The organism is Janthinobacterium sp. YR213, assembly GCF_900099875.1.
In the GTDB taxonomy this organism is placed as follows: Bacteria; Pseudomonadota; Gammaproteobacteria; order Burkholderiales; family Burkholderiaceae_D; genus Janthinobacterium; species Janthinobacterium lividum.
The window spans coordinates 247054-263012 of sequence record NZ_FNDA01000003.1 but is presented as its reverse complement, the minus strand read 5'-3'; the positions used below and the strand labels follow the sequence as shown (position 1 = coordinate 263012).

The 15959-nt window shown below is 63.1% G+C and carries 13 protein-coding genes and 1 pseudogene; 12 read left to right on the top strand and 2 right to left on the bottom strand.

The genetic code is table 11. From position 1 onward, the window contains the following. The first annotated feature begins 1 nt into the window (after position 1). Together msrP and BLT98_RS15125 are read left to right on the top strand one after the other, a co-directional pair. Positions 2 to 979, top strand: a complete 978-nt coding sequence (gene msrP, locus BLT98_RS15130; protein ID WP_092609170.1) for a protein-methionine-sulfoxide reductase catalytic subunit MsrP — start codon at positions 2 to 4, stop codon at positions 977 to 979. A gap of 9 nt (positions 980 to 988) precedes the next feature. Beyond that, on the top strand, positions 989 to 1642 hold the full coding sequence (locus tag BLT98_RS15125; protein WP_092609167.1) for a protein-methionine-sulfoxide reductase heme-binding subunit MsrQ: 654 nt from the start codon (positions 989 to 991) through the stop codon (positions 1640 to 1642). Here the strand turns inward: BLT98_RS15125 and BLT98_RS15120 are convergent. Beyond that, positions 1639 to 1821, bottom strand: coding sequence for an LPS translocon maturation chaperone LptM (locus BLT98_RS15120; RefSeq protein ID WP_034778304.1), 183 nt, complete (start codon positions 1819 to 1821; stop codon positions 1639 to 1641). The two genes, BLT98_RS15125 and BLT98_RS15120, sit on opposite strands and share 4 nt — an antisense overlap. Positions 1822 to 1861: 40 nt before the next feature. Between BLT98_RS15120 and cyaY the strand changes: the two genes are divergently transcribed. Beyond that, on the top strand, positions 1862 to 2191 hold the full coding sequence (gene cyaY, locus BLT98_RS15115; protein ID WP_034778305.1) for an iron donor protein CyaY: 330 nt from the start codon (positions 1862 to 1864) through the stop codon (positions 2189 to 2191). 169 nt (positions 2192 to 2360) lie between these two features. Here cyaY and BLT98_RS15110 read toward each other — a convergent pair whose 3' ends face one another. Continuing rightward, positions 2361 to 4706 carry a penicillin-binding protein 1A gene (locus BLT98_RS15110; RefSeq protein ID WP_046681678.1) on the bottom strand — a complete coding sequence of 782 codons (2346 nt, stop codon included), beginning with the start codon at positions 4704 to 4706 and terminating at the stop codon, positions 2361 to 2363. Between the two features lie 292 nt (positions 4707 to 4998). Between BLT98_RS15110 and pilM the strand changes: the two genes are divergently transcribed. From pilM to nrfD, 9 genes and pseudogenes are all read left to right on the top strand, one after another. Beyond that, positions 4999 to 5640 carry a pilus assembly protein PilM gene (gene pilM, locus BLT98_RS15105; RefSeq protein ID WP_092609163.1) on the top strand — a complete coding sequence of 214 codons (642 nt, stop codon included), beginning with the start codon at positions 4999 to 5001 and terminating at the stop codon, positions 5638 to 5640. Continuing rightward, positions 5637 to 6209: a PilN domain-containing protein gene (locus BLT98_RS29680; RefSeq protein WP_092609160.1), complete on the top strand. Its 573-nt coding sequence runs from the start codon at positions 5637 to 5639 to the stop codon at positions 6207 to 6209. Before pilM ends, BLT98_RS29680 begins: the two co-directional genes overlap by 4 nt. Positions 6210 to 6211: 2 nt before the next feature. Then, on the top strand, positions 6212 to 7249 hold the full coding sequence (locus BLT98_RS15095) for a pilus assembly protein PilP (protein WP_092609157.1): 1038 nt from the start codon (positions 6212 to 6214) through the stop codon (positions 7247 to 7249). A gap of 86 nt (positions 7250 to 7335) precedes the next feature. Next, a pseudogene (locus BLT98_RS15090) lies at positions 7336 to 8667 on the top strand (type IV pilus secretin PilQ family protein); the annotation flags it as partial. A gap of 112 nt (positions 8668 to 8779) precedes the next feature. Beyond that, the gene (locus tag BLT98_RS15085; RefSeq protein ID WP_170846393.1) at positions 8780 to 11011 is read left to right on the top strand and encodes an Ig-like domain-containing protein; all 2232 of its coding nucleotides are present in this window, start codon (positions 8780 to 8782) and stop codon (positions 11009 to 11011) included. 75 nt (positions 11012 to 11086) lie between these two features. Then, complete coding sequence (aroKB, locus tag BLT98_RS15080; protein WP_225317161.1) at positions 11087 to 12748, top strand: bifunctional shikimate kinase/3-dehydroquinate synthase AroKB; 1662 nt, start codon at positions 11087 to 11089, stop codon at positions 12746 to 12748. A gap of 1 nt (position 12749) precedes the next feature. Then, the gene (locus BLT98_RS15075; protein ID WP_092609151.1) at positions 12750 to 13886 is read left to right on the top strand and encodes a deoxyguanosinetriphosphate triphosphohydrolase; all 1137 of its coding nucleotides are present in this window, start codon (positions 12750 to 12752) and stop codon (positions 13884 to 13886) included. A 242-nt stretch (positions 13887 to 14128) separates the two neighbouring features. After that, complete coding sequence (gene dsrO / locus BLT98_RS15070) at positions 14129 to 14839, top strand: sulfate reduction electron transfer complex DsrMKJOP subunit DsrO (protein WP_092609148.1); 711 nt, start codon at positions 14129 to 14131, stop codon at positions 14837 to 14839. 3 nt (positions 14840 to 14842) lie between these two features. Next, complete coding sequence (gene nrfD, locus BLT98_RS15065; protein WP_092609145.1) at positions 14843 to 15955, top strand: NrfD/PsrC family molybdoenzyme membrane anchor subunit; 1113 nt, start codon at positions 14843 to 14845, stop codon at positions 15953 to 15955. Positions 15956 to 15959 lie beyond the last annotated feature (4 nt).

Below are 15959 nucleotides of genomic sequence, written 5' to 3'. Positions count from 1 at the left end.
CATGTTGATCAAGCGCAGTCCCAACGGCATTGAGTTGCCGTATTCTTCCGAAATCACGCCGCGTGCCGTGTTTGAATCGCGCCGCAGCTTCATCAAGCACATCGCCCTGGGCTCCGTGTCCAGCGCGGCCTTGCTGGAAATGGCCAGCCGCGAAGCGTTCGCGCAAGGCACCAATCCCAAGCTGGCTGCCAAACTGAATCCCGCCTATTCGGCGCTGGAAAAGCAGACGGCCTATAAAGACGCCACCAGCTACAACAATTTCTACGAGTTCGGCACGGACAAGAGCGACCCGGTGCAAAACGCGGGCACCCTGCGCACGCGGCCCTGGACCGTCAGCATCGAGGGCGAAGTCAAGAAGCCCATGACCCTGGACCTCGACGCGCTGCTGAAGCTGGCGCCGCTGGAAGAGCGCGTGTACCGCTTGCGCTGCGTGGAAGGCTGGTCGATGGTCATCCCGTGGGTCGGTTATTCCTTCTCGGAAATCATCAAGAAGGTCGAACCGACGGGCAATGCGAAGTACGTGGAATTCATCACCCTGGCCGACAAGAAGCAGATGCCAGGCGTGGGCAGCCGCGTGCTGCAGTGGCCCTATACGGAAGGCTTGCGCATCGATGAAGCGAATCATCCGCTGGCGCTGCTCACCCTGGGCATGTATGGCGAAACCTTGCCCAACCAGAATGGCGCGCCCGTGCGCATGGTCTTGCCGTGGAAATATGGTTTCAAATCCGCCAAATCCATCGTCAAGATCCGTTTCGTCAAGGAACAGCCGCGCACCTCCTGGAACCTGTCGGCGCCGTCCGAATACGGTTTTTACTCGAACGTGAATCCGAACGTCGATCATCCGCGCTGGTCGCAAGCTTCCGAGCGGCGCATCGGCGAAGACGGTTTTCTCACCCGCAAGCGCAAGACCCTGATGTTCAATGGCTACAACGATGTCGCTTCCTTGTACGCGGGCATGGATCTGAAGAAGTTCTTTTAAGGAAATACCATGGCCCTCAACCCCACGAGCAAGCAGTTGTCGCTGCTGAAAAGCCTGATCTTCTTGCTGGCGCTGCTGCCGTTCGCGCGCATGGTCTGGCTGACGTACACGGGGCAACTGGTGGAGCCGCTGGAATTCATCACGCGCGGCACGGGCGACTGGACCTTGTATTTCCTGTGTATCAGCCTGGCTGTCACGCCCTTGCGGCGCCTCACGCAATGGAATTGGCTGATCAAGCTGCGGCGCATGCTGGGCCTGTTCGCCTTTTTCTACGCGGCGCTGCACTTCACCACTTTTTTATGGTTTGATCACTTTTTCGATGTGCAGGAAATGTGGAAGGATGTGCTCAAGCGTCCGTTCATCACGGTGGGTTTCATCGCTTTCGTGCTGCTGATTCCGCTGGCCGTGACGAGCACGAACGGCATGGTGAAACGCCTGGGGGGCAAGCGCTGGCAGTGGCTGCACAGGTTGATCTATGTCATCGCGCCGCTGGGTATCTTGCACTTTTGGTGGATGAAGGCGGGCAAGAATAATTTCGCGCAACCGATCCTGTTTGGCAGCATCGTCGCGCTACTGCTGTTAATACGCGTGTATTTCGCCTGGGGCAAGCGAGAGAAGAGCGCCAGGGCGGCCAAGGCTGCCACCCCGGTACGCTCGGCTTAGGTTGCTGGCACGATCACTGGTGGCGGCGGCACGGGGGCCGGTTCGACCGGGCCTTTGGCTGGCGCGCCCTTGGCCGCTGGCGGCTTGGGCAGGTACAGGGGGCCGGGCTGGCCGCAGCCGGCCAGGACGCTAGAAACCACAATGGCGGTGCCGATATAAAACGCTGAGGATGACTTCACGATTAGAATCACGGTTTGATTAAGATCTTTGGAGTGTAGCATGAGCGAATCGGAATTCCTGGCCCTGGCCGAAGCCACCCTGACCCAGATCGAGGCGGCGCTGGACCGGCTGAACGATGAAGACGTGCTCGACGTCGAATGCAGCCGCAGCGGCAATGTGCTGGAAATCGAGTTCATCGATAACGGCACGAAAATCATCGTCAACAGCCAGGCCCCCATGCGCGAAATGTGGGTGGCCGCCCGTTCCGGCGGTTTCCACTACAAGCGCGTGGGTGACGAGTGGATCAATACGCGCGACAGTTCGGAACTGTTTGCGGCTTTGTCTGCCATGGCCAGCGAGCAGGCGGGCGCGGCAGTTGTATTGAAGTAAGTGTTTGAAGTGATGCATAAAAAATGGGCAGCCTTTGCGGGCTGCCCATTTTTTTGTGGTCCAGTGTCGGGTAGGTCGGGTTAGGCCGTAACCCGACACCACCACCGGCGCCAACGATGTTGTCGGATGACGCGCTTGCGCGCTAATCCGACCTACCCGGCCTACGTGTTTAAAATAGCTCGTTCTTCACAGCCTCTTTCGCCTTCTCTTCCTCCGGCGTGCCGCGCGCCGCGCCTTCCAGGCTGCCTACGCCCGTGCCCGGCGGATTTTCCGCATAGTAATACTCGTCGCCCACATGGATCAGGCCTTCCGGCACGGCGCGTTCCTCGACGGGGATGCTCTTCAGGGCTTTCGCCATGTAGCTGATCCAGATCGGCAAGGCCAGGCCGCCGCCCGTTTCCCGGTTGCCCAGGTTGCGCGGCTGGTCGTAGCCGATCCAGGCGATGCCCACCAGCTTGGCCTGATAGCCGGCGAACCACGCGTCGATCGAATCGTTGGTCGTGCCCGTCTTGCCGGCCAGGTCGGGACGCTTCAAGGCCATGGCTTTATTGGCCGTGCCGAAGCGCACGACGTCGTTGAGCATGCTGTTCATCATGAAGGCGTTGCGCTCGTCGATGACCCGGTTGGCTTCCTCGCCCGCCAGGTCCGGCTTGGCTTGCGACAACACATTGCCGTCGCTATCGGTCACCTTGGCGATCAGGTACGGGTTGATCTTGTAGCCGCCATTGGCGAACACGGCATACGCGCCCGCCATCTGCAGCGGCGTCACGTTGCCGGCGCCCAGGGCCAGGGTCAGGTATGGCGGGTTCTTGTCCGCATCAAAGCCGAAGCGCGTCGCGTATTCCTGGCCATACTTGGCGCCGATCTTGTGCAGGATGCGGATGGAAATCATGTTCTTCGATTTCATCAAACCTTTGCGCATGGTCATCGGACCATCGTATTTGCTGTCGTAGTTCTTCGGTTCCCACGCCTGGCCGCCCGTCTGGCCCGCGTCGAACGAGATCGGCGCATCGTTGATGATGGTGGCCGGCGACAGGCCCCGCTCCAGCGAAGCGGAATAGATGAAGGGCTTGAAGGCGGAACCTGGCTGGCGCCACGCTTGCGTGACGTGGTTGAACTTGTTGCGGTTGTAATCGAAGCCGCCCACCATGGCGCGAATGGCGCCGTCCGTGGTGCTGGCCGAGACGAACGCCGATTGTACTTCCGGCATTTGCGTCAAGACCCAGGCGTTACCTTCTTGCATGACGCGGATCACGGCGCCGCGCTTGATGCGGCGGTTCGGCGCTGCTTTTTCCGACAGCCAGGCCGCGCCGAAGGTCAGGCCGGGGCCCGTGATCGTGATTTCCTCGCCGGCCGACGTGACTGCCTGCAGCGATTTGGGCGACGCTTGCAGCACCATGGCGGCGATGATGTCGTCGCTGTCCGGGTGGTCGGCCAGTTCCGTCTCGATCGCGTCATCCGCTTCGGCCTTGGTTTTCGGAATCTCGATATACGCTTCCGGGCCGCGGTAGCCGTGGCGTTTCTCGTAATCCATCACGCCCTTGCGCAAGGCGATGTAGGCGGCGTCCTGGTCTGCCTTGGTGATGGTGGTGTAGACATTCAGGCCGCGCGTGTAGGTGTCTTCCTTGAATTGCTCGTAGACCAGCTGGCGCGCCATTTCCGACACATATTCCGCGTGCACGCCAAAGGCGCTGCTGTCGGTTTTCACTTTCAGCTCTTCATTCTTGGCTTCCGTGTATTGCTCTGGCGTGATGTAGCCCAGCTGCGCCATGCGCTGCAGGATGTATTGCTGGCGCATGCGCGCGCGTTTCGGATTGACGACGGGATTGTAGGCCGACGGCGCCTTCGGCAAGCCGGCCAGCATGGCCGCTTCGGCCACGGTCAGGTCCTGGATGTTCTTGCCGAAATAGATTTGCGCGGCCGAAGCGAAACCGTAGGCGCGCTGTCCCAGATAAATCTGGTTCATATACACTTCGAGGATCTGGTCCTTGCTGAGGTTTTTCTCGATCTTCCAGGCCAGCAAGACTTCATACGCCTTGCGCTTCAGGGTCTGTTCGCTGGACAGGAAGAAATTGCGCGCCACCTGCTGCGTGATGGTCGAGGCGCCTTGCTTGGCGCCGCCCGTCAGGTTGTGCAGGGCCGCGCGGGTGATGCCCAGGTAATCGACGCCGCCATGTTCATAGAAGCGGTCATCTTCGATGGCCAGCACGGCTTTCTTCATGACATCGGGAATATCCTTGATGTGCACCATGTTGCGGCGCTCCTCGCCGAATTCGCCGATCAGCACGCTGTCGGACGTGAACACGCGCAGCGGCATCTTTGGCTTGTAATCGGTCAAGGTATCGAGCGCCGGCAGGTTCGGATAGGCCATGGCCAGGCCAAAGACCACCAGCAAGACGCCGACGATGCCCAGGCCCAGCAGCGATGCCAGGGCCATCAGCAGGAAACGTTTGGGTTTGCTGCCCTTGGTGGGCGGCTTTGAGCCAGCGGGGCCAGCGGATTTTGAAGATGTCATGCGTCGTATGTCTTTCGGTTAATTATGCCGGCCAATTATAAGCGAGCTTGCCGGGGTGGCAGCGCGCTGTGGCGCTTGCCGGGGGGAGTGTCGAAACTTGCCGATACTCTATATAAGCGTGTATTGGCCCGCTGGCAACCAGGATTTGGTAACAATTATTCTGCGCCAGATCACGGCCCGGCCAGATAGGCGCCGCGCGCAGCACACTCCGGCGTGAAATCCGTTTACAAGCCAGCGCTGCCGGGACTAGGCTTTCGGATGGCAGGAACCCTTCCCACGCGGACGTTTCTCTATGAAAAACATTTCCATCAGCAATTTTCTTGGCACCAGCTTGCTGGGCGTCGACATCGCGGACGATGCCGTGCGCGTCGTCGAGTTGAGGCGCCGGCGGGGAAAGCTGTCGTGCCGACATTGCGGCGCCGCCACGCTGGCGCCCGGCGTGATACTAGAAGGTAATGTCGAGGATATGCTGGGTCTGGCCGATGCCCTGCGCCAGGCACACCGCGACAGTGGCAGCGCCTGCACGCGGGTGGCGCTGGCCATGCCGGCGACGGCCCTGATCACGCATGCGATCCGCTTGCCCGCCGGATTGGCGGAAGAACAGCTGGAAATCCTCGTGGAACTGGAAGCGGCGCAATACATGCCGTTTGCGCTGGAAGACGCCAGCCTGGATTTTTTCATTCTCGGCCCCGCGCCGCCGCTGCCCGGCACGGCAGGCAAGGAGGTCGACGTGCTGCTGGTGGCGGCGCGGCGCGCCAGCGTGCAGCGCCGTCTCGATGCGGCCAGGGCGGCAGGCCTGCTGGCCGTCGTCATGGATAGCGAGGCGCTGGCCTTGCAGGCGGCGCTCGCGCAGGGTGGCTGGCAAGCCTTGCCCGACGGTGGCGTGGCATACCAGCTGGCCTGGGGCCTGGCCTTGCACCGGTACGCCCGATGACGGTCCGGGGGCAAGTCCAGCGCATCAACCTGTTGCCGTATCGCCCTGCGGCACGGCGCAGGCGCATTCAGCTGCTGCTGGGGCAACTGGCGGGCGGGGCGCTGCTGGGATTGCTATTGGCCCTGGCGACAGGCGCTTGGCAGCGGCACGAGCTCGACGCGCAGCTGCGCCGCCAGGAGGGCTGGCGCAGTGCCATGCAGCAAGTCGATGCCGTCCTTGCCACCAGCAAGCGGGTGCAGGGCGAGACGGCGGCGCTGCTGCTGCGCCAGCAGGCCATTGCCAGTTTGCAAGAGCAACGCAATGCCTGGGTGCGCATGCTGGACGCGCTGGCCCGGGCGATGCCGGCCGGCGTGGCCTTGCACAGCGTGCGCCAGGAAGCGGCGATGGTGCGTCTGCAGGGGCAGGCTGCGTCGCAGGACAAGGTCGCGGCACTGCTGCTGGCGCTGGAACAGGCGGCGCCCTGGTCCCGGCCGGAATTGGTGGAAGTGCGACTGGAAGTGCGCGGCGCGGCCGATGGCGCCGTGGAATGGACGGTACGGCTGGCGTTGGCACCTAGTCCTGGAGGTTGATCATGCTGAGCTTGAAGACGGCGTCGCTGTGGCCGCTACCTGCGCGCCTCGCTTGTGCGGCCCTGGCCGGTACGCTGGTGGCGGCCGTACTGCACCTTGCATGGCTGGATGGCCTGAGTGTTGCCGTGCAGGCGGCGCAAGGCGAGCAGGCCCGCTTGCGCGCCGCCTATCTGTCGGCGCAGTCCAGGGCGAAGCAGTTGCCGCAATGGCGCGCACAGCAGCGCCAGGCCGGCGCCGAACTGGCCCTGCTGGAACAGCAACTGCCCGACCAGCAGGCGATGGCGTTGCTGTTGACGCAGATTAATGCCGCAGGCCAGTCGCGCGGGCTGCAATTTTCCCTGTTCAAGCCCGGTGCGGCCCAGCCGCAAGCGCCCTATGTCGCCTTGCCGATCGCCATACAGTTGCGCGGCGGCTACCACGCCATGGGCGCGCTGCTGGCGGACCTGGCGCGCCTGCCGCGCATCGTCACGGTGCATGGGCTGGCCTTGACCCTCGGCAAGGATCGCTTGCTGACCCTCGATGCCGTGCTGCACGCGTATCGCTTGCCGGCAGCGGGGGAGCGGTTGGTACAAGCGGCTTTGGCACCCAAGGCCGGCACGCCGGCAGCGGCGCCGGCATGGCGTCCGCTTGCCGCTGTCGCGCCGCATCCCTACGAGGCCGCCGCCTTGCCCGATCCTTTTAATGCATTGCCACCAGCGTCCGAGCCCGGTCACCGGGGTGGCGTGGCTGGGCCCGACCCACGCCGTGTGCGCGAAGCGCTGGAAAGCGTGTCCTTGACGGCCATCAGCATGGTTGGCAGCGTGCAGCAGGACGGGCGTCTGAGCGCGCTGCTGCTGGCGGGCCAGCGCGTGTACCGGGTAGCGGTGGGCCAGTACCTGGGGCAAGACCACGGCGTGGTGACGGGTATCAGTGAACAGACTGTGCAGTACCGTGAATTGCTGCGCGAGGCGGATGGTCCCTGGCGCGAGCGGCGCGGCAGCCTGGCCTTGCAGGTGGCGGGGGCGGGGCCGAAGGCCAGCGTGCCCGAGGCGGCGCCATGATGCCGCGCCGCATGCTCCTGGCCGCCCTGCTGTGTCTGCATGCCTGCGGGTTTGCCCGGGAGGCCGTGGTGCACGTGTCGGCCCCGCGCCTGTATGCGGGCGAGAAGATTTCCGTCGACTTCCAGAACGTGGGCGTGCGCGCGGCCCTGCATATCCTGGCCGATGCGTCGGGCCAAAACATCATCGCCAGTGACAGCGTGGCGGGCAATGTGACCCTGCGCCTGCGTGACTTGCCGTGGGACCAGGCGCTCGACGTACTGCTGCAGGCCAAGGGCCTGGACATGCGGCGCAATGGCAGCGTGCTGTGGATCGCGCCGCGCGAGGAAATGCTGGCGCGCGAAAAACTGGAACTGGAACAGCGCGCGCAGATCGCGGAACTGGAGCCGTTACAGTCGGCCATCTTCCAGCTCAATTACCAGAAGGCCGAAGCGTTCCGCACCGTGTTCGGGCTGGACGCGGGGGAAGGGCGCAGCCGGCTGCTGTCGCGCCGTGGCAGCGTGCTGATCGAGCCGCGCACGAATCAGCTGTTCGTCACCGACGTGCCGGCGCGCCTGGAGCAGATCCGTCAACTGATCGCCAAGACAGATATTGCGACACGGCAAGTAATGATCGAGGCGCGCATCGTCGAAGCGAACGACAGTTTCAGCCGCAACCTGGGGGCGCGCCTGGGTTTTACGGACCAGCGCCTGGCGGCGGGCCAGCTGCCCGGTTTTTCCCTGGGCGGCAGCGGGCGCCGCGCGGCCATTGGCGGCAGCTACCAGGGCGTGGGCGAGGCGACGGGGCAAACGGTGGCAGGTAGCGGGGCCTTCGTGCCGAACACGCAATTCGTCAACTTGCCAGCCGCCAGCATCAATGGCTTGCAGCCGGCCAGCTTCGCCCTGAGCCTGTTTTCGGCGGCCGCCAATCGCTTCCTGAACCTGGAACTGTCCGCGCTGGAAGCGGACGGCAGGGGCAAGATCATTTCCAGCCCCCGCGTGGTGACGGCCGACAAGGTGCTGGCGCTGATCGAGCAAGGCATCGAACTGCCGTACCAAGTGGCCACCAGCAGCGGCGCCACGTCGATCACGTTCCGCAAGGCGAACCTGCGCCTGGAAGTGACGCCGCAGATCACGCCGGACGGCAACGTGGTGCTGGAAGTGGATGTCAACAAGGATAGCGTGGGCCAGGAAACCCGTTCCGGCTTCGCCATCGACACCAAGCACGTGCGCACGCAGGTAATGGTGGAAGACGGCGGCACGGTGGTGCTGGGCGGCATCTATCAGCAATCCGAACGGGGCACGGACAGCAAGGTGCCGCTGCTGGGCGACATCCCCGTGCTCGGTGTTTTTTTCCGCAGCACGGGCCGCAGTCAAGAAAAAACGGAACTGATGGTGTTTATTACGCCGAAAATAGTGGCAGATCAGCCAGCAACACGTTAATGTCACATCTTTACGTTTAAGTAACAATGCACACGAAAGCGGACTGATGGCGACTATGCGGAATGTATCTTGGGGCAACACTTATTGGAGTCGGGTATCGAATTGGCTGGTCTTGCTGGCGCTGGGCACCTTGCTGGCCGCGTGTGGCGGCGGTGGTGGTGATCCGACCATCGATGGCGGCAGCAGTGGCGGCACGACGGGTGGCGTGGCCGCGGCGGTCAGCGTGACCTTGTATAACGGGGCGGGCCTGCCCAGCAATGCATTGAGCAGCACGACACCGTTGACGGCCAAGGCGCTTGTCAGCGACAAGAATGGTGCGCCCATCGGCAATGCGGTGGTCACGTTTTCAAGCGATGCCACGCTGGTATCGTTGTCGTCAACCAACGGCACGGCGCTGACCGATGCCAAGGGCTATGCCAGCATCACCGTTTCGGCCTTGAATGCGACGGTCACCGGCGCGGGCAAGCTGACGGCGACTGTCGCGGCGGGTACCGCCACGGTAAGCGGCGACGCGAGCTATGCGATCAAGACGGCGCAGGCTGCGGGTGCAAAAATGACGCTGTCGCTGCTCAACGGCGGCAGCGCCAGTAACGCGCTGTCGAGCGCGACTCCGCTGACGGCCAAGGCCGTAGTCACCGATCTGAGCGGGAAACCGATCAGCGGTGCGCTGGTATTGTTTTCTACCGACAACGCTTTGGCCACGCTGTCGTCCTCGACGGGCACGGCGCTGACTGACGACAATGGCATGGCCAGCGTCATCTTGCGGCCAGTCAGCCTGCTGGTCAGTGGTGCCAGTACATTGCAGGCCACCACCAGCGTCAATGGCGCCACCGCCAATAGCCAGGCCAACTATGTGCTCGGGGCCACCGAATTGTTTGCGTTGAACTTGACATTCCTGCCGAATAGTATCGCTGCGTATGGCTCCACGACCATGTCGGTGGATATCTATTCCGGCGATATTATGACGGGCGGAACCCCATACCTGGGGCCTGGCGCGACGGTCCGATTTAGCTCGCCCTGCATTTTGGCAGGAAAGGCCAGTGTGGCAACGGACGTTGCTGCCAATAACGGCAAGGCAACGGTCGTGTATCGCGATCTCGGTTGCAGCAACACCGACAAGATCAATGCCAGCGTGGTTGGCAGTAACAGCGCCACGCACTCGTCCCTGCCTGTTGGCTCCCCCGCGCCGGCATCGATACAGCTGTCAGCCGTCAGCCCGGCAGGCAAGTCCATCGTGATCAAGGGACAGGGCGGCCTGCTGCGCACGGAAACTGCGACGCTCACGTTCCGCGTGTTCGACACCTTTAACAAGCCGCTTGCCGGCCAGGATGTGACGTTCTCGCTGGACGACGGGGCTGCCGTCACCCTCAATAAGTTGACGGACACCACCGATGCCAATGGCGAGGTCATTACCACGGTCAATTCCGGTACTACGCCGACCACGTTCCGCGTGAAGGCGGCGCTGAAATCCTCGCCGTATATGAATACGTATTCCGACTCCATCCTCGTCACGACCGGCAAGCCCGTGCAGTCGGGATTCTCGATCAGCGTGGGCAAGTCGAATGTGGAAGGCTGGTCGTATGACAGTACCTTGAACACGCCGGCGACCACTGTCACGGTGTTGCTGGCCGACCAGGCGGGCAATCCTGTTCCTGACGGTACGCCCGTCGCATTCCAGAGCAGCCTGGGCGCCATTGGATCGTCCAGCATGGGCGGGTGCATCACCTCCAATGGCGGTTGCTCGGTCGACTTCCGCAGCCAGGAGCCGCGCACGGCAAGCAATCCTCCCGTCACGCCCTGCAATGATGTCAGCAATGGCGGTACGGCAGACAAACCATGGCCAGGCCTGGCGTTGATCTGTGCCAGCACGACCGACGGCAGCAAGCCGCTGTTTGTCAGAACGGCCATTTTCCTGAGCGGCAGTCACGCCGAGAATGTCACATTGCTCGATGGCGCACATAGCGTCAGTCTCGACGGCAGCGCCTATGATCTGGGCACCGTGAAGGCTGCGGATGTGCGTCAATTCAGTGTGCGGCTCAGCGATGCACGCCAGAATCCCATGCCTTCCGGCAGCACGGTGTCGATTACCAACATGGTCAACGGTAGCGCCACCATATCGCCCACCAGCGTGCAAAATGTCTTCCCGCATAACGCCTTCGGTGTCGATGACAGGACCGGAAGCAACATTCAGGGTAACCAGGGAAGCTGGCATGCCGTTACAATTAACAGCCTGACGCCGACCAGCTGTACGATCCCGTTGACCAGCACGTTTAATTTGACGGTGACCACGCCGCTGGGCAATACCACCAGTTATCCGTTTAAACTGGCATTCTCTTGTCCTTGACGCTAGGGGAACGGGCAGTACTGCGCAGGGGGCAGGCTGCTCGTGGTGTGCGTTTATTTTCTGATTGATATAAAAGTGTCCGAAATTTCCAACAGTAATATCTTTCTTGTCGGCCTCATGGGCGCAGGCAAAACCACGATCGGGCGCATCCTGGCCCGCAAGCTGGGCTTGCGCTTTGTCGATTCCGACCACGAAATCGAGGCACGCACGGGAGCGACCATTCCGTGGATCTTTGAAATCGAGGGCGAGGCCAGCTTTCGCCGGCGCGAGGCCGAGGTCATCCGCGACCTGAGCGCCCAGGAAGGCATCGTCATGGCCACGGGCGGCGGCGCCATCCTCAATGCCGACAGCCGCGCCTACCTGAAGGAGCGGGGCACGGTCGTCTACCTGCGCGCCAGCGTCAGCAACATCCTCGCGCGCACCAGCCACGACAAGAACCGACCCCTGCTGCAGACGGCGGACCCGCGCGGCAAGCTGGAAGAATTGACGTCGCAGCGCGAGCCCCATTACATGGAAGTGGCCGACATTGTGATCGACACGGGCCGTCCTAACGTACAATCGATGGTCCAGACCATCCTGATGCAGCTGGCCAGCCTCGAATGCGAGGCCTCGCCCAACTGCGTCATTCATGCAGAGCCTTCGATGAACGAGCAATCCAAAATGTTGTTGAGCGTAGACCTCGACGAACGCAGTTATCCGATCGCCATCGGTCCTGGCCTCCTGGCCGACGCCGACGCGCTGCTGCGCCATATCAGCGGCCACAAGGTGGCCATCGTCACCAACACCACCGTCGCGCCGCTGTACCTGGGCCGCCTGCAGGCGGCGCTGGCCAGCGATGGCCGCGAAGTGATCAGCATCGTCCTGCCGGACGGCGAAGAATATAAAAACTGGGCCAGCCTGATGCAGATCTTCGACGCGCTGCTGGCCAACAAATGCGACCGCAAGACCACTCTCGTGGCGCTGGGCGGCGGCGTGATCGGCGACCTGACCGGCTATGCGGCCGCCAGCTACATGCGCGGCATCGGCTTCGTGCAGGTGCCCACCACCCTGCTGGCGCAGGTCGATTCCTCCGTTGGCGGCAAGACGGGCATCAACCACCCGCTGGGCAAGAACATGATCGGCGCCTTCTACCAGCCGCGCGCCGTGATCGCCGACACCTCGACCCTGGAAACCCTGCCGGCGCGCGAGCTGTCGGCCGGCCTGGCCGAAGTGATCAAGCACGGCGCCATCATTGATGCGGCCTTCTTCGACTGGATCGAGGCGAACATGGCCAAGCTGATGGCGCGTGACAAGGGCGCCCTGGCGTATGCGATCGCCCGCTCGTGCGAAATCAAGGCCGACGTGGTGCGCCAGGATGAGCGCGAAGGCGGCTTGCGCGCCATCCTGAATTTCGGCCATACCTTCGGCCACGCCATCGAGGCGGGCCTGGGCTACGGCCACTGGCTGCACGGCGAAGCCGTCGGCTGCGGCATGGTGATGGCGGCCGACCTGTCCTGCCGCATGGGCTATATCGACCAGGCGGCCGTGGAGCGCGTGCGCAAGCTCGTCGCCGCCGCCGGCCTGCCGATCAAGGCGCCGGACCTCGGTGTCGAGCGCTGGCTGGAACTGATGGAAGTGGACAAGAAGAACGAGGGCGGCGCCATCAAGTTCATCTTGCTCAAACCCTTGGGCAGCCCGAACATCACGTCCGCGCCGCACGAACTGGTGCTGGCCACCCTGGCCGCCGGAGTGCAATAACATGCTACCAGAAGACTTCCTTGCTCCCTACGCAGCTCACTCGGCACAGGGGCAGGGACGTCGCTTTGCCGAGGCGCCGCACGCCTCGCGCAGCCAGTTCCAGCGCGACCGCGACCGCATCATCCACTCCTCGGCCTTCCGCCGCCTCGAATACAAGACGCAAGTTTTCCTCAATCACGAGGGAGACCTGTTCCGCACGCGCCTGACGCACAGCCTGGAAGTGGCGCAGGTCGGCCGCTCGATCGCGCGCAACCTGCGCCTCAATGAAGACCTGGTGGAAGCCATCGCGCTCGCGCATGACCTGGGCCACACGCCATTCGGCCATGTGGGCCAGGACGTGCTCAATGAGTGCATGCAGGAGCATGGCGGCTTCGAACATAACCTGCAAAGCCTGCGCGTGGTCGACACCCTGGAAGAGCACTACGGCGCTTTTGATGGCTTGAACCTGATGTTCGAGACGCGCGAAGGCATATTGAAACACTGCTCGCTGGCGCATGCGCGCGAACTGGGACCCGTGGCGCAGCGCTTCATCGACCGCACGCAACCGACCCTGGAAGCACAGCTGACCAACCTGGCCGATGAAATCGCCTACAACAGCCACGATATCGACGATGGCCTGCGTTCCGGCCTGATTACCATCGACCAGCTGGAAGAGGTGGAATTCTTCGGCCGCCTGTGGCGCGAGGTGCAGCAGGCGTTTCCCGGCCTGTCGGGCCGGCGCGCCATCTATGAAACCCTGCGCCGTCTGATCACGGCGCTGGCCGACGATCTGATCGTCACGTCGAATGCCCTGATTGGTGACGCCGCTCCCCGCGACATCAGCGAAGTGCGCGCCAGTCCCCCGCTGATCCGTTTTTCAGATGCCATGCGCCGTGATGCGACGGAGCTGAAACGCTTTTTAAGGGCGAACCTGTACCGCCACTACCAGGTCAACCGCATGCGCGTCAAAGCGAGCCGCATCGTGCGCGAACTGTACGACAGCTTCATGGCCGAGCCGGCCCTGCTGCCGCCCGACTATCAACTCAAGGATGGCGACGTCACGCAGCAGGCGCGCAAGATCGCCGACTACATCGCCGGCATGACGGACCGCTACGCGATCCGCGAGCACCGCCGGTTGTATTCTCTGGATGAGTTGTAGGTCGGGTTAGCCGGAACGGCGTAACCCGACACCACCACCATCCCTGCCAACAAGGTTGTCGGATTACGCGCTTGCGCGCCTCGGCGGCCCCGCTAATCCGACCTACTCCGCATTTTCGGTCCTGTCAATCAGCATGATCATCTAGGTCCCCGCACTATCACCCCAATACCCCCGCAGCGCCTTCTTTTCTATCATGGCAGCAAGTCAACAAGGGCTTGCCGCCCATAGTCAAGGAGAGTGCCATGATTGAATCGCGCCGCAGTTTCTTGCGCGCCTTGCCAGCCGTAACCATCGGAGCGGCCATCGCGCCGCTGCCCAGCAAGGCGGCCACGAAGGGCGAAGGCGGCCAGCGCTGGGCGATGGTGGTCGATGTGCAGAAATGCATCGGCTGCCAGGCTTGCACGGTCTCCTGCATCATGGAAAACGCCGTGCCGGAAAACAGCTTCCGCACCGTCGTCTCGACCTATGAAGTCAAGGAAGATAACCGCTGCGGCACCTACATGCTGCCCCGCCTGTGCAACCATTGCGCCAATCCCCCCTGCATTCCCGTCTGTCCCGTGGGCGCCACCTTCCAGCGCAAGGACGGCGTCGTCGTCGTCGACGGCGACCGCTGCGTGGGCTGCGCCTACTGCGTGCAGGCCTGCCCGTACGACGCGCGCTTCATCAACCACGAGACGGGCAAGGCCGACAAATGCACGTTCTGCGCGCACCGGGTCGACGAAGGCTTGCTGCCGGCCTGCGTGGAAACCTGCGTGGGCGGCGCGCGCATCTTCGGCGACCTCAATGATCCGGAGAGCCTGGTGCACCAGCTGCTCACCGAGAACAAGGTGAAGGTGCTGAAACCCGAGCAGGGCACCCAGCCCCACGTGTTCTACCTGGGACTGGATACGCGCTTCGCCGGCCACGTCGAGGGCGAAGCGACTCTTTGGCAACCGAGCAAACACGGGAAATAAACCATGGACAGCCACATCACCGAAATTGTCAACGTCACGCGCGAAGCGGCATGGCTGCCGTGGGCGGTGCAGTATTTTTTCCTCATCGGCCTCAGTTATGGCAGCTTCATGCTGACCTTGCCGTACTTCGTCTTCGGCCGCAAGGCGTACGAACGCCTGGGGCGCATATCGCTGCTGGCGTCGCTCGTCTGCGGCATGACGGCGCCCGTGGCGCTGCTGGCCGACTTGCACGGGCCGGGCCGCTTCTACCACTTTTATCTTTACTTCCAGCCGCAGTCGTGGATGTCGTGGGGCGCGTTCTTCATTCCCCTGTATCTGGGCTGTTTGATGCTGTACGCGTGGCTGGCGCTGCGCGTGGACTTCGCCGCGCGGGGACAGGGCCAGGACCGTTTGGCCTTTGCCTATCGCCTGCTGGGGCGCGGTGGCGCCGCATCGCGCAAGGCCATCATTACCGCTGCCGCCTTCACCTTGCTGGCCGCCTTTGTCGTGGGCCTGTACACGGGCATGGAAGTGATGGTGGTGCGTGCCAGGCCCCTGTGGTTCACGCCGTTCCTGCCGGCGCAATTTGCCGCCACGGCCTTTGTCGGGGCGGTGGGCCTGGCGCTGCTGTTCAACCGCTTCCTGCCGGGCCGCGACCAGGCGCTGGAGGTGTCCTTGAACCGCGCGCTGGCCCTGTCGCTGGCGCTGGTGCTGGCGCTGGGCGGCGGCTGGCTGTTCGTCAGCCTGTCCGGCGTGAGCGCCAGCCACAGCATGGCATTCACCCAGGTGGCGGGCATGCCGCAATGGCAGTTCACCGCAGTCTGGGCCGTACTGTCGTCCATCGTGCCGATGGCCCTGGCCATCTGGCGCCCGGCCAGCAGTGGCCTGGTCAACGGCCTGATCGCGCTGCACAGCGCCTGGATGATGCGCTGGACGATTTTCATCGGCGGCCAGACGATCCCGAAAACGGGCGCGGGCCTGTACGACTACCACCTGCCGATGGGGAACGATGGCTTGATGGGGATTATCGGCACGGCCGGTTTGTGGATCGCGCTGCTGTTGCTGATGCTGGAATTTTTGCCATGGGCCGGACGCGTCGTCGCTGCACGCACCCGTCCTGCCATGGCCACGCACTGAGGAG

Excerpts from the sequence above, each read along its gene's own strand:
- msrP (WP_092609170.1), top strand. The coding sequence starts at position 2 with ATGTTGATCAAGCGCAGTCCCAACGGCATTGAGTTGCCGTATTCTTCC.
- BLT98_RS15125 (WP_092609167.1), top strand. The coding sequence starts at position 989 with ATGGCCCTCAACCCCACGAGCAAGCAGTTGTCGCTGCTGAAAAGCCTG.
- cyaY (WP_034778305.1), top strand. The coding sequence starts at position 1,862 with ATGAGCGAATCGGAATTCCTGGCCCTGGCCGAAGCCACCCTGACCCAG.
- BLT98_RS15110 (WP_046681678.1), bottom strand. The coding sequence starts at position 4,706 with ATGACATCTTCAAAATCCGCTGGCCCCGCTGGCTCAAAGCCGCCCACC.
- pilM (WP_092609163.1), top strand. The coding sequence starts at position 4,999 with ATGAAAAACATTTCCATCAGCAATTTTCTTGGCACCAGCTTGCTGGGC.
- BLT98_RS29680 (WP_092609160.1), top strand. The coding sequence starts at position 5,637 with ATGACGGTCCGGGGGCAAGTCCAGCGCATCAACCTGTTGCCGTATCGC.
- BLT98_RS15095 (WP_092609157.1), top strand. The coding sequence starts at position 6,212 with ATGCTGAGCTTGAAGACGGCGTCGCTGTGGCCGCTACCTGCGCGCCTC.
- BLT98_RS15075 (WP_092609151.1), top strand. The coding sequence starts at position 12,750 with ATGCTACCAGAAGACTTCCTTGCTCCCTACGCAGCTCACTCGGCACAG.
- dsrO (WP_092609148.1), top strand. The coding sequence starts at position 14,129 with ATGATTGAATCGCGCCGCAGTTTCTTGCGCGCCTTGCCAGCCGTAACC.
- nrfD (WP_092609145.1), top strand. The coding sequence starts at position 14,843 with ATGGACAGCCACATCACCGAAATTGTCAACGTCACGCGCGAAGCGGCA.